This window comes from Kluyvera ascorbata ATCC 33433 (assembly GCF_000735365.1).
Classification (GTDB): domain Bacteria; phylum Pseudomonadota; class Gammaproteobacteria; order Enterobacterales; family Enterobacteriaceae; genus Kluyvera; species Kluyvera ascorbata.
In genome coordinates, this window is record NZ_JMPL01000010.1 from 1 (window position 1) to 12,936 (window position 12,936).

At 52.4% G+C, this 12,936-nt stretch carries 13 protein-coding genes and 1 rRNA gene; 8 read left to right on the plus strand and 6 right to left on the minus strand.

What is annotated here, in order from left to right:
- Window positions 1-69: 69 nt before the first annotated feature.
- Window positions 70-185: ribosomal RNA gene (gene rrf, locus GKAS_RS04545) — 5S ribosomal RNA — on the plus strand.
- Between the two features lie 112 nt (window positions 186-297).
- Here rrf and mobB read toward each other — a convergent pair.
- The gene (gene mobB, locus GKAS_RS04550; RefSeq protein WP_035892294.1) at window positions 298-804 is read right to left on the minus strand and encodes a molybdopterin-guanine dinucleotide biosynthesis protein MobB; all 507 of its coding nucleotides are present in this window, start codon (window positions 802-804) and stop codon (window positions 298-300) included.
- The gene (mobA, locus tag GKAS_RS04555; protein ID WP_035892295.1) at window positions 801-1,385 is read right to left on the minus strand and encodes a molybdenum cofactor guanylyltransferase MobA; all 585 of its coding nucleotides are present in this window, start codon (window positions 1,383-1,385) and stop codon (window positions 801-803) included. The genes mobB and mobA overlap by 4 nt, the downstream gene beginning before the upstream one ends.
- A gap of 69 nt (window positions 1,386-1,454) precedes the next feature.
- Here mobA and GKAS_RS04560 point away from each other — a divergent pair, with 69 nt between their 5' ends.
- The 3 genes from GKAS_RS04560 (at window position 1,455) to dsbA (ending at window position 3,437) form a co-directional block, all read left to right on the plus strand.
- Window positions 1,455-1,724 (plus strand): YihD family protein, encoded by a 270-nt coding sequence (locus GKAS_RS04560; RefSeq protein ID WP_035892297.1) that lies wholly within the window; start codon window positions 1,455-1,457, stop codon window positions 1,722-1,724.
- Between the two features lie 75 nt (window positions 1,725-1,799).
- A complete protein-coding gene (locus tag GKAS_RS04565; RefSeq protein WP_035892298.1) occupies window positions 1,800-2,786 on the plus strand; it encodes a serine/threonine protein kinase in 987 nt (328 codons plus the stop codon).
- 27 nt (window positions 2,787-2,813) lie between these two features.
- Window positions 2,814-3,437 (plus strand): thiol:disulfide interchange protein DsbA, encoded by a 624-nt coding sequence (dsbA, locus tag GKAS_RS04570; protein WP_035892299.1) that lies wholly within the window; start codon window positions 2,814-2,816, stop codon window positions 3,435-3,437.
- 15 nt (window positions 3,438-3,452) lie between these two features.
- On the opposite strand, the gene GKAS_RS04575 is transcribed toward dsbA, so the two are convergent.
- Window positions 3,453-4,361: a 1-acylglycerol-3-phosphate O-acyltransferase, YihG family gene (locus GKAS_RS04575; protein ID WP_035892300.1), complete on the minus strand. Its 909-nt coding sequence runs from the start codon at window positions 4,359-4,361 to the stop codon at window positions 3,453-3,455.
- A gap of 396 nt (window positions 4,362-4,757) precedes the next feature.
- Here GKAS_RS04575 and polA point away from each other — a divergent pair, with 396 nt between their 5' ends.
- Complete coding sequence (gene polA, locus GKAS_RS04580) at window positions 4,758-7,553, plus strand: DNA polymerase I (RefSeq protein ID WP_035892301.1); 2,796 nt, start codon at window positions 4,758-4,760, stop codon at window positions 7,551-7,553.
- A gap of 164 nt (window positions 7,554-7,717) precedes the next feature.
- Window positions 7,718-7,765: a small protein SpfP gene (spfP, locus tag GKAS_RS25630; RefSeq protein ID WP_071892919.1), complete on the plus strand. Its 48-nt coding sequence runs from the start codon at window positions 7,718-7,720 to the stop codon at window positions 7,763-7,765.
- Between the two features lie 161 nt (window positions 7,766-7,926).
- Here spfP and yihA read toward each other — a convergent pair whose 3' ends face one another.
- Window positions 7,927-8,562, minus strand: a complete 636-nt coding sequence (gene yihA, locus GKAS_RS04585) for a ribosome biogenesis GTP-binding protein YihA/YsxC (protein WP_035892382.1) — start codon at window positions 8,560-8,562, stop codon at window positions 7,927-7,929.
- Between the two features lie 590 nt (window positions 8,563-9,152).
- Between yihA and yihI the strand changes: the two genes are divergently transcribed.
- The gene (gene yihI, locus GKAS_RS04590) at window positions 9,153-9,668 is read left to right on the plus strand and encodes a Der GTPase-activating protein YihI (RefSeq protein WP_035892302.1); all 516 of its coding nucleotides are present in this window, start codon (window positions 9,153-9,155) and stop codon (window positions 9,666-9,668) included.
- A gap of 188 nt (window positions 9,669-9,856) precedes the next feature.
- Window positions 9,857-11,230: an oxygen-independent coproporphyrinogen III oxidase gene (gene hemN / locus GKAS_RS04595; RefSeq protein ID WP_035892303.1), complete on the plus strand. Its 1,374-nt coding sequence runs from the start codon at window positions 9,857-9,859 to the stop codon at window positions 11,228-11,230.
- Window positions 11,231-11,299: 69 nt separating this feature from the next.
- Here hemN and GKAS_RS24775 read toward each other — a convergent pair whose 3' ends face one another.
- The gene (locus tag GKAS_RS24775) at window positions 11,300-11,407 is read right to left on the minus strand and encodes a YshB family small membrane protein (protein ID WP_147281518.1); all 108 of its coding nucleotides are present in this window, start codon (window positions 11,405-11,407) and stop codon (window positions 11,300-11,302) included.
- 111 nt (window positions 11,408-11,518) lie between these two features.
- Complete coding sequence (glnG, locus tag GKAS_RS04600) at window positions 11,519-12,931, minus strand: nitrogen regulation protein NR(I) (RefSeq protein ID WP_035892305.1); 1,413 nt, start codon at window positions 12,929-12,931, stop codon at window positions 11,519-11,521.
- Window positions 12,932-12,936: the final 5 nt, after the last annotated feature.

Here is a 12,936-nt window from a genome sequence, read left to right on the forward strand (position 1 = left end):
AAGAGACATTGATTTCAGCTTGATTACAGATTACATCGACATGCTAAAGCGTGTTGATAACAGAATTTGCCTGGCGGCTGTAGCGCGGTGGTCCCACCTGACCCCATGCCGAACTCAGAAGTGAAACGCCGTAGCGCCGATGGTAGTGTGGGGTCTCCCCATGCGAGAGTAGGGAACTGCCAGGCATCAATTAGTGAAGAAGCCCATCCTGACGGATGGGCTTTTTTGCGTGTGTGGAAAATGAAAGCGCGGTGGCGCACGCTGCCGGATGGCGGCGAAAACGCCTTATCCTACCTACTATTCTGTCCCTAACCACGCCACAATAAACGCCACTATTTCCTGCAAATTATTCAAATCCAACACCGGCACATCAACGTTTAGCCGAATATCGCTGGCGACAGCAATCGTATGTTCATCGATAGTCAACTCGCTCACTGCATGTCCGGCATCCTGGCGAAATAGCAGAATTTTGGCGACGGATTCATGCTTGAAGCCTTCAACCAGCACAAGATCCAGCTTCGATGCGTCCATCCTACTCACCAGAAAAGCCAGATCGAGCTCCTCTTCTTCCGGTGTTTCCGTCATCAGTGCCCAACGCTGTTTACTCGCCACCAGAGTCTGTGCTGCCCCTGCCTTACGGAGTTCATAGCTGTCCTTACCCGGCTTATCGACATCCATATTGTGATGAGTATGCTTGATGAGGCCAGGGCGAATCCCGAGCTGGCAAAGCTCAGGTATGAGCTTTTTCAATAGCGTCGTTTTCCCCGTCCCGCTCCAGGCGGCAATGGCCAACAATGGAATCATGATTTTTCCTGATTAAGCTGCAAATCTTCCGGCGTATTCATGTTGCGAAATGCCGCTTTCATGTCGCTAAAATCGACAGAATGGCCGCCAACCTGACGCATAAATACCATCACGCGGCGTTCGCCGCTAGTAAGATAATCTACGATCTGCGGGGCGAGACTGCGGTGGGCAAGCGCCACTGCAGGGTGATCGCGATCGCCATCATGCACCCAAACGACGGGCGCGTCATGACGTCCTGCCACCAGGCGTTCAACCAGATTATTGGGAATAAACGGCGTATCACAGGGGCAAAACAGAAACCACTCGGCGGTTCTCTGCTGCATAACCGATAACAGTCCGGCAAGCGGCCCTGGATAACCCGACAGCGTATCAGCAATGACCGTTAATCCACTCTGCCGATAGATATCCAGATTGCGATTAGCACTAATGACGACATCATTTACCTGCGAACACAGACAATCTGCAACGTGCTGCCACAATGGTTTACCGTTAAGCAGCATTAATCCTTTATCCTGACCGCCCATTCTTGAGGCTTTACCGCCTGCTAATACCACGCCGGTTATCTGGCTCTGTGCATTCACCGCTATCGCCTCTTTTATTGTGTGGTTTACCCTGCTAACGTGTCTCCATCAAGCGTAAGGAGCACGACCATGAAATGTAAACGTCTGAATGAAGTTATCGAACTCCTCCAGCCAGCCTGGCAGAAAGAGCCTGAGCTGAATTTACTGCAATTTTTGCAGAAACTGGCGAAGGAGTCAGGCTATGACGGCGAATTGGCCGATTTAACGGATGATATTCTGATCTATCATCTGAAAATGCGTGACTCGGCCAAAGATGCGGTCATTCCGGGTATTCAGAAAGATTATGAAGAAGACTTTAAAACCGCGCTGCTACGCGCTCGCGGCGTAATAAAAGAGTAAAAGGTTGTAAGCAGAGCCACTCAAATCACTGTGAAATGATATCCTGAATCATTCGTATCGTTATCGGATGTCAGGATGAACGACAAGGCTTTCACTTTCCAGACTCTCCACCCGGATACCATCATCGATGCCCTATTCGAGCAGGGTATCCGGGTTGATTCTGGACTTACCCCTCTTAACAGCTATGAGAACCGGGTTTATCAGTTTCAGGATGAAGATCGTCGCCGCATGGTGGTGAAGTTCTATCGTCCGGAACGCTGGTCAGCGGCGCAGATTCTTGAAGAACATCAGTTCGCGCTTGAACTGGTTCAGGATGAAGTTCCCGTTGCGGCACCTATCGTTTTTAATGACCAGACGCTGCTAACTCACGAAGGCTTCTATTTTGCCGTCTTCCCTAGCATGGGCGGTCGCCAGTTCGAATCCGATAATCTGGATCAGATGGAGTGGGTTGGGCGCTATCTTGGGCGTATGCACCAGACGGGCCGCAAATCCCGCTTTACCGCGCGTCCTTCTATTGGTGTTAAAGAGTATCTCATTGAACCCCGAGCCCTCTTTGAGCATTCGGCGCTCATTCCTGCTGGTTTAAAAGACCGTTTCCTGAAAGCGACCGACGATTTGATCGATGCGGTTATGGGGCTATGGCACGGGCGTTTCGATGCCTTGCGCTTACACGGTGACTGCCACGCTGGAAATATTCTCTGGCGCGACGGCCCGCTGTTTGTCGATCTCGATGATGCGCGCAACGGCCCTGCAGTCCAGGATCTCTGGATGTTGCTTAACGGCTCTCAGGCAGAGAGACGTATGCAGCTTGAAACCATCGTTGAGGCTTACGAAGAATTCAGCAGCTTTAATTCAGACGAATTGGCGCTGATTGAGCCTTTACGTGCAATGCGGTTGGTTTATTATCTTGCCTGGATTATCAGGCGTTGGGATGACCCTGCATTTCCGAAAAATTTTCCCTGGTTAACCGGGGAAGATTTCTGGCATCGGCAGATCGCAACTTTTATAGAGCAGGTGAAGGTTCTACAGGAACCCCCTCTTCAGTTAACGCCAATGTATTAATTCGACACAGTCAGGAGAGAGTGAGTTATGAAAAAGGTTTGGCTTGCGCTGGCAGGTATGATTCTGGCATTCAGCGCATCCGCTGCTCAGATTACCGACGGCAAACAATACGTTACGATTGATAAGCCGGTTGCAGGTGAGCCGCAGGTGCTGGAGTTCTTCTCCTTCTACTGCCCGCATTGCTATCAGTTTGAAGAAGTTCTGCACGTTTCTGACAACGTGAAGAAAAAGCTGCCGGAAGGCACTAAAATGACCAAATACCACGTTGAGTTCCTGGGCCCATTGGGCAAAGACCTGACTCAGGCGTGGGCGGTAGCGATGGCGCTGGGCGTTGAAGATCAGATTACTGCACCGATGTTTGAAGCGGTACAGAAAACCCAGACCGTGCAGACCGTTGCAGATATCCGTAAAGTCTTCACCGACGCTGGCGTGAAGGGCGAAGATTATGACGCCGCCTGGAACAGCTTCGTGGTGAAATCTCTGGTCGCGCAGCAGGAAAAAGCGGCAGCCGATCTGCAGCTGCAGGGCGTGCCAGCAATGTTTGTTAACGGCAAATACCAGCTGAACCCGCAGGGCATGGACACCAGCAATATGGACGTCTTTGTCGCTCAGTATGCTGATACCGTAAAACAGCTTGTTGAGAAGAAATAAAAAAGAAAACGCCGGTCAATGACCGGCGTTTTTGTATTCTGCTTTGATGTCTGTAATCTGATGATCTTTCTCTTCCCACAGCGCATTCAGCCATAGCTGGAAGCGTCGCTTAAAGTTCTTATCTCCCACGTAGTCACCATGCATCTCCGGGTCAATCGGACGCAGATTCACACGAACCACAATGCGCGTCAGTTTACCGCTGAGCATATCGTAGAACGGTGTCTTATCGTTTTCCGGGTAGCAGAGCGTCACGTCGAGCAGCTTATCAAACTGGGTGCCTAACACGTTCAGCGCCATCGCAATACCGGCAGCTTTTGGCGGCAGCAGGTTTTGATAGGGCGAACGGGTTTGCAGGCGCTTTTCAGGCGTAAAGCGTGAGCCTTCGACAAAGTTGACGATTGTTGTTGGGTGCGCGCGGAATTTCTCGCAGGAACGGCGAGTCGTTTCTACATCTTTACCGCGGCGTTCCGGGTGGCGAATCAGATAGCTGCGTGAATAACGGCGCATAAATGGCATATCCAGCGCCCAGCATGCCAGCCCCATGAAGGGCACCCAGGCCAGCTGCTGCTTGAGGAAGTATTTGTTCATTGGGATATGCTTGCGGAAGATCACGCATAGCACCACGATGTCTGCCCAGCTGTGGTGGTTGCAGATAAGCAGGTACCAGTTCTTTTTATTGAGCGTCTCGAGCCCTTCAATATCCCACTTGAGCCAGGGGTTGAGATGCAGCAGCGCTGCCAGCCCTTCACACCAGCAGTACATCATAAAGTTGCAGAATACCGAGACGGAACGCCAGATCACCGGTACCGGTAAAATCAATTTAATAATGCCGGCGAGAATAATCGGTATTGAGCACAATATGGTCAATAAAATGGTGAGTGCGATACTGATGGGCAACGTTATCGCGGCGAGCAATCTCGACATAGTTTGTTTATTCAGATAGTTAGTTATTTAACGTGCGTATATAAAAGAGCACAAGGGGATGATTTTAACAGAAAACGCGCCAAATGACGGGTCTTACCGGAATAGAAAAATGGTCATAGTGTCTATCCACACTGTGTGAATTACCACCAGATCGCTCTCACTAACCTTGATCTTTAGTTAACTAATTGAAATTATTTAGATAATTTTTACTTTATCGCTGGTTACATATCATTTGTTATCAGTAAAATAAAACTATTCACAAACTTATCCACAATTTGTTTTGCGTGCGATCGCGAGGATCTGCAAATCTTTTCGCGTTATTTTGGCGAAAAACTCATGTTTTCATGCCGTATGTGGCATCCTTTACCCATAATCTGATAAACAGGCACGGAAATTATGGTTCAGATCCCTGAAAACCCTCTCATCCTCGTTGATGGATCTTCTTATCTCTATCGGGCATATCACGCATTCCCACCGCTGACGAACCGTGCGGGAGAGCCGACAGGCGCGATGTACGGCGTGTTAAACATGCTGCGCAGCCTTATCCTCCAGTATCAGCCAACCCACGCCGCAGTGGTATTTGATGCGAAGGGAAAAACCTTCCGTGACGAATTGTTTGAAGACTACAAATCCCATCGCCCGCCAATGCCGGACGATCTGCGTGCGCAGATTGAACCGCTGCACACTATGGTGAAAGCCATGGGACTTCCGCTGCTGGCCGTCTCTGGCGTTGAAGCGGATGACGTGATCGGCACGCTGGCGCGTGAAGCTGAAAAAGCGGGCCGTCCGGTGCTCATCAGCACCGGGGATAAAGATATGGCGCAGCTCGTCACACCGGGCATTACGCTTATCAATACCATGACCAATACCATTCTTGGCCCGGATGAAGTCGTGACCAAATACGGCGTGCCGCCGGAGCTGATTATTGACTTCCTCGCGCTGATGGGCGACTCCTCGGATAACATTCCGGGTGTGCCGGGCGTGGGTGAAAAAACCGCGCAGGCGCTGCTGCAAGGGCTGGGCGGCCTGGATACGCTCTACGGTGAACCGGAAAAAATCGCCGGGCTGACCTTCCGTGGCGCGAAGACCATGGCGGCGAAGCTTGAGCAGAACAAAGATCTGGCCTACCTCTCCTATAAGCTGGCGACCATCAAAACGGACGTTGAGCTGGAGCTGGGCTGTGAGCAGCTGATTGTTGCGGAGCCTGCGGCCGATGAGCTGTTAACGCTGTTCAAGAAATACGAATTTAAGCGCTGGATCACCGACGTAGAGTCCGGCACCTGGATGCAGGCCAAGGGCTCGAAACCAGCCGTTAAGCCTGCTGGTAAAGCCGCCGACGTTGAAATTGAGGTTGAAGTTGAAGAAACGGCAGCCACATTGTCATCCGAAAACTATGTCACCATTCTCGATGAAGCCACGCTGGTAAGCTGGATTGAGAAGCTGAAAAAAGCACCGCTGTTCGCTTTCGATACCGAAACCGACAGCCTGGACAATATCTCTGCCAATATGGTGGGGCTGTCGTTTGCGACCGAGCCGGGCATCGCTGCCTATGTGCCAGTTGCGCATGATTACCTCGATGCTCCAGACCAGATCTCCCGGGAACGCGCACTGGAACTTCTCAAGCCGCTGCTGGAAGACGAAAAGCTGCTGAAGGTTGGCCAGAACCTGAAATACGACCGCGGTATCCTTGCTAACTACGGCATCGAACTGCGCGGTATCGCCTATGACACCATGCTGGAGTCCTACACGCTGGATAGCGTTGTCGGGCGTCATGATATGGACAGCCTCTCTGACCGCTGGTTAAAACACAAAACGATCACTTTTGAAGAGATTGCCGGCAAAGGTAAAAACCAGCTGACCTTCAACCAGATTGCATTGGAAGAAGCCGGTCGCTATGCGGCGGAAGACGCCGATGTGACGCTCCAGCTGCACCTGAAGATGTGGCCGAAGCTGCAGAAGCATGAAGGGCCGCTGCGCATCTTTAACGAGATTGAAATGCCGCTGGTGCCGGTGCTGTCACGCGTTGAGCGCAACGGCGTGAAGATTGATCCTGCTGTATTACATGCGCACTCGCAGGAGATTGCTAAGCGCCTGGTAGAGCTGGAGCAAAAGGCTTACGAAATTGCCGGCGAAGAGTTTAACCTCTCCTCGCCGAAGCAGCTGCAGACCATTCTGTTTGAAAAGCAGGGCATCAAGCCGCTGAAGAAAACGCCGGGCGGCGCGCCGTCGACATCGGAAGAGGTGCTGGAAGAGTTGGCGCTCGACTACCCGCTGCCGAAAGTGATTCTGGAGTATCGTGGTTTGGCGAAGCTGAAATCGACTTATACCGATAAGCTGCCGCTGATGATCAACCCGAAAACTGGCCGTGTTCATACCTCCTATCACCAGGCGGTCACCGCAACCGGGCGTTTGTCCTCAACCGATCCAAACTTGCAGAACATACCGGTGCGTAATGAAGAGGGGCGCCGTATTCGCCAGGCGTTTATTGCCCCTGAAGATTACCTCATCGTCTCTGCCGACTACTCGCAAATCGAACTGCGCATTATGGCGCACCTGTCTCGCGATGAAGGCCTGCTGAAAGCATTTGCCGAAGGTAAGGATATCCACCGCGCCACCGCGGCTGAGGTATTTGGCCTACCGCTGGAAAGCGTGAGCAATGAACAGCGTCGCAGCGCTAAGGCGATTAACTTCGGCCTGATTTATGGCATGAGCGCCTTCGGCCTGGCTCGCCAGCTTAATATCCCGCGTAAAGAAGCCCAGAAATATATGGACCTCTACTTCGAGCGTTATCCTGGCGTGCTGGACTATATGGAACGCACTCGCCAGCAGGCTAAAGAGCAGGGCTATGTTGCCACGCTCGACGGTCGTCGCCTCTATCTGCCGGACATCAAATCCAGCAACGGCGCTCGCCGTGCAGGTGCTGAACGTGCGGCGATTAACGCCCCGATGCAGGGAACCGCTGCCGACATCATCAAACGCGCGATGATTGCGGTGGATAAATGGTTAGAAAGCGAGAAACCGCGCGTCCGTATGATCATGCAGGTACACGATGAATTGGTCTTTGAAGTGCATAAAGACGATCTGGATGCGGTATCGAAGAAGGTGCATGAATTAATGGAAAACAGTACGACTCTGGACGTGCCATTGCTGGTGGAAGTCGGCAGCGGTGAAAACTGGGATCAAGCTCATTAAGTATCCGATGAATAACGCTCTTTTTTGTAAGTAAGCAACATAACTTATCTAGTTTTGTGATGAACATTAGAATTCGTTATGTAACAAATGAAAAAAACTACAAAAAGTGCTTTCTGTACGGGGTAAAAAAGAGTAGAGTTAATCTCGTAGGGTACAGAGGTAAGATGTTCTATCTTTCAGACCTTTTACTTCACGTAATCGGATTTGGCTGAATATTTTAGCCGCCCCAGTCAGTAATGACTGGGGCGTTTTTTATTGGGCGAAAGAAAAGTTTTCGTCACGATAAATTTAAAAGATATTGAGTTAAATCAGCGGGATGTAGCGAGCCCGGAACAGGGCGCAGCGCGCCGCTATCCGGGATAAATGCGGGGGGTTACTCTTCTGCTGCTTCGACTTCTTCCTGTGGAGGAATGTCGTTAAACCAGCTATCCAGCTTCTGGCGCAGCTTATCAACACCCTGCTTTTTCAGTGAAGAAAAGGCTTCAACCTGCACGTCGCCGTTAAAGGCCAGCGCCGCTTCACGAACCTGGTTCAGCTGCGCTTTGCGCGCGCCGCTTGCCAGCTTATCCGCCTTCGTCAGCAGTACCAGTACCGGAATCTCACTCGCAACAGCCCATTCGATCATCTGCTGGTCGAGATCCTTCAGCGGATGACGGATATCCATCAGTACCACTAATCCTTTCAAACACAGACGCTTCTCCAGGTATTCACCCAGCGCACGCTGCCATTTGATTTTCATCTCTTCCGGAACCTGCGCGTAGCCATAGCCCGGCAGGTCGACCAGACGTTTGCCATCGGCGACTTCAAACAGGTTAATCAGCTGAGTACGGCCGGGCGTTTTTGAAGTACGTGCCAGGCTTTTCTGGTTGGTCAGCGTATTCAGGGCGCTGGATTTCCCCGCGTTAGAACGGCCAGCAAATGCCACTTCGATTCCGGTATCGGAAGGTAAGTGGCGGATATCAGGCGCACTGGTCACAAAGTGCGTCTGTTGATAATTCCAGTTAGTCAAAACGGTCATCTCCGTTAAATAAGGCAATGTGGGCGATTATACCCGATCGGCAAAAAAAGACTGGTTTTCCTCGTTGAGCATCGACTGTAAGACGATGCCCCTTCGTTTGTAAGACATTTGCCATTGCTACTATGCGAAATTTAGGAGAAAACGGAGGCGACATAATATTCAAACTATTTGGAATCATATAGTTAATGTTGGGCAATATTCTGAATTGTTCATCTTCCACCGTTTCGTTGCTTGTTAGTTTAATCCAACAAGGTAAAGTAGCACGCATCGGCAAGGGAGCCGGAAGGAATTCAGACTCAGGATGAGCGGTCAGGAACGCCAGGAGGCGAAGACCGAAGGAATTAGCCAGGAAGGCGAACGTCTGGAGACGTTGAACACGGATAAGGACCATAACAGGGACTGTTATAGAGCTAACGGATAGACAGGGCGCGTTGAGAGCCAACATGGAATGTATAACCCGTAGAGGGTTGTGAGTCAGGAAAAAAGGCGACAGATTACTCTGTCGCCTTTTTTCTTTGTTTGCTTTCTGCTAGATTCCGGCTCAATTCTATACTGAATAAAACGGCTTAAAGACAGACATCATGAAAAAACCAACCTCTGCACCGCGCAGTAAAGCTCCGGGCAAACAGCGCCGTAAAACGCGCGAAGAACTGGACCTGGAAGCTCGCGAACGTAAAAACGATAAAAAGCACCGTGGTAACGCGGCAGGTAGCCGTGCGACTGGCTCTAACGGTGCATCCGGCTCCAATAAGCAAAAGCAGCAAAAAGATCCTCGTATTGGCAGTAAAAAACCAATTGCGCTGGGCGTTACTGACGCACCGGTCGTTAAACAGCCCAAACCGAAGAGCGAGAAACCTATGCTTTCACCGCAGGCCGAGCTGGATATGCTGGAGAGTGATGAGCGCCTGGATGCGCTGCTGGAACGTCTGGAAAATGACGAAACCCTGACTGCTGAAGAGCAGAAATGGGTCGACGCTAAACTGGATCGCATCGATGAACTGATGCAGCAACTCGGCCTCTCTTACGATGATGACGAAGAAGAAGAGGAAGAAGAGGGCAAGGAAGACATGATGCGTCTGCTGAGAGGCGGAAACTAACGTTTGCACCCGATTGGCTTGCCAGTCCTGCTTATAACCCTTTTGGTTGTATGTTATCTGGTGTGGTTATTCGTTAAACTACGACGGTTGTCGCGGCGTCAAAAGTGGCTGCGCAACCGGCTGTTGCTCCGAAATGGAGCCAGACCGGCACGCCGTCGTCGTTTTCGACACCATCGGAAGGAGTGAGCATGTCTGAGCAGTTAATCGACTGGGATCTGGCCCTGATCCAGAAATATAACTATTCCGGGCCGCGCTATACCTCGTATCCCACCGCACTGGAATTCTCTGACGCCTTTGGCGAGCCTGAGTTTCACCACGCCGTCGCGCGTTACCCTGAGCGTCCGCTGTCGCTGTACGTGCATATTCCGTTCTGCCACAAGCTCTGCTATTTCTGCGGCTGCAATAAAATCGTCACCCGCCAGCAGCATAAAGCTGACCAATATCTTGATGTGCTGGAGCAGGAAATCCGCCAGCGCGCGCCGCTGTTTACCGGCCGTCACGTCAGCCAGCTTCACTGGGGCGGCGGTACGCCAACCTATCTGAACAAGGCGCAAATTAGCCGCCTGATGACGCTGCTGCGCGAGCATTTTCACTTTGATGCCGATGCTGAAATCTCTATTGAAGTTGACCCGCGCGAAATTGAGCTGGACGTTATCGACCACCTGCGCGCCGAGGGCTTTAACCGCCTGAGCATGGGCGTACAGGACTTCAACAAAGAAGTGCAGCGGCTGGTGAACCGTGAGCAGGATGAAGACTTTATCTTTGCGCTGCTCAACCACGCGCGCGAAATTGGCTTCACCTCGACCAATATCGACCTTATCTACGGCCTGCCGAAGCAAACGCCGGAGAGCTTTGCCTTCACGCTGCAGCGCGTCGCTGAGCTGAATCCCGACCGTTTAAGCGTGTTTAACTACGCGCACCTGCCGACGCTGTTCGCCGCGCAGCGCAAAATCAAAGATGCCGACCTGCCGTCGGCACAGCAAAAGCTGGATATTTTGCAGGAAACCATCGGCTCTCTGACGCAGGCAGGCTACCAGTTTATCGGTATGGACCACTTTGCTCGTCCGGATAACGAACTGGCCGTGGCCCAGCGTGAAGGCGTGCTGCATCGCAATTTCCAGGGGTATACCACTCAGGGTGATACCGACCTGCTGGGTATGGGCGTATCGGCGATCAGCATGATTGGCGACTGCTATGCGCAGAACCAAAAAGAGCTGAAACTCTATTATCAGCAGGTTGCCGAGCAGGGTAATGCGCTGTGGCGTGGCATCGCGTTAACCCGCGATGACTGTATTCGTCGCGATGTGATCAAAGCGCTTATCTGTAACTTTAGCCTCGATTTCACGGCGATAGAAACGCTGTGGGCGCTGAAATTCAGCGACTACTTTGCCGAAGACCTGAAACTTCTGGCACCGCTGGCGCAGGATGGGCTGGTGGATGTCGATGATAAAGGGATTAAGGTGACGGCGAAGGGTCGCCTGTTAATTCGTAATATCTGTATGTGCTTTGATGCCTATCTGCGGCAGAAAGCGCGGATGCAGCAGTTCTCGCGGGTGATTTAGCGTTGATATTGCCCGGCGGCGCTACGCTTACCGGGCCTATAGGCCGGATAAGCGCAAGCGCCATCCGGCTTAGCTAAACAGCCCAACCAGCGCGGCACACAGCACGGCAGCAACGGCCGTCTGTGGTGAATGACCGGCGGCGCCGCTTGAAGCCAAATTAATCAATGATTCAAACATTATCGTCCCCTCGAATTTGCGGGCTGAATAATACTGAACTCATCGGAACAGTAAAGTATAAAATTGCAGCAATTTGCGCGAATCGAGCAATATTTACACTTCACGTTGGCCTTACTCCATTCCTAACTCTTTCAGCTTACGCGTCAGGGTATTGCGACCCCAGCCCAGCAGGCGAGCCGCTTCCTGTTTGTGTCCCTGCGTGTATCGCAGCGCGGTGGTCAGCAGCGTACGCTCCATCTCCGGCTGTGCTTCGGAAAGCAGGTTTTGATGACCGGATCGCAGCGCGCGGTCGGCCCATTGCGCCAGCAGCGTTGCCCAGCTATCCGGCAGCGAGGTTGCCGTGGTGCTGTCCGGCATGCTGGCTTCAAACAGCTCGCTCGGAAGGTCCTGAATCAGCACCTCTTGCCCGGCGGCCATCACCGTCAGCCAGCGGCAGGTGTTTTCCAGTTGGCGCACGTTGCCCGGCCAGGCCAGACGCGTTAACGCCGCTTCGGTTTCCGGGTGCAGCAGCTTGGCTTCAACGCCCAGCTCGCGCGCGGCAACCTGCAAGAAGTGGTGCGCCAGGCGAGGAATATCTTCCCGACGCTCGCGCAGCGGCGGCAGATGGACGCGAATGACGTTCAGACGGTGGAATAAGTCTTCGCGGAATTTGCCTTCCTGAACGCGTTGTTCGAGGTTCTGGTGCGTTGCCGCGATGATGCGCACGTCGACCTTCACCGGCGCATAGCCGCCCACGCGGTAGAACTGGCCGTCGGCCAGTACGCGAAGCAGACGGGTCTGGACGTCCATCGGCATATCGCCGATTTCATCGAGGAACAGCGTGCCGCCGTCGGCCTGCTCAAATCGGCCCTGACGAACGGTATTGGCACCGGTAAACGCCCCTTTCTCATGACCAAACAGCTCGGACTCAATCAGGTCTTTTGGAATGGCCGCCATGTTGAGCGCGATAAACGGCGCTTTGACGCGAGGACTATGGCGATGCAGCGCGTGGGCCACCAGCTCTTTACCAGTACCGGACTCGCCGTTAATCAGCACGCTGATAGACGAACGTGAGAGACGACCGATAATACGGAACACATCCTGCATCGCTGGTGCTTCACCAATGATATCGGTGGTCGGGTCATTGACCTGCACGTTGCGCGGCTGCTGCTGCTCCTGGTAGTGGCTAATCGCCCGCTCTACCAGTGCTACGGCTTCATCGATATCAAACGGTTTTGGCAAATAATCAAAAGCGCCTTGTTGATAGGCACTAACGGCGGCATCCAGGTCTGAGTGCGCCGTCATTATGATGACCGGAAGCATCGGATGGCGCTGCTTGATTTGTGTTAACAGCGCCAGACCGTCCATACCGGGCATGCGGATATCGGACATCAGCACGTCAGGCGTTTTGGTGGCCAGCGCATCCAGCACCTCTTTTCCGCCTTCAAACGTGGTGCAGGTTAACCCTGCGCCGGTGAGCGCGCGTTCAAGCACCCAACGGATGGAGCTATCGTCATCAACGACCCAGACTATCCCTCGTTGCATAAACA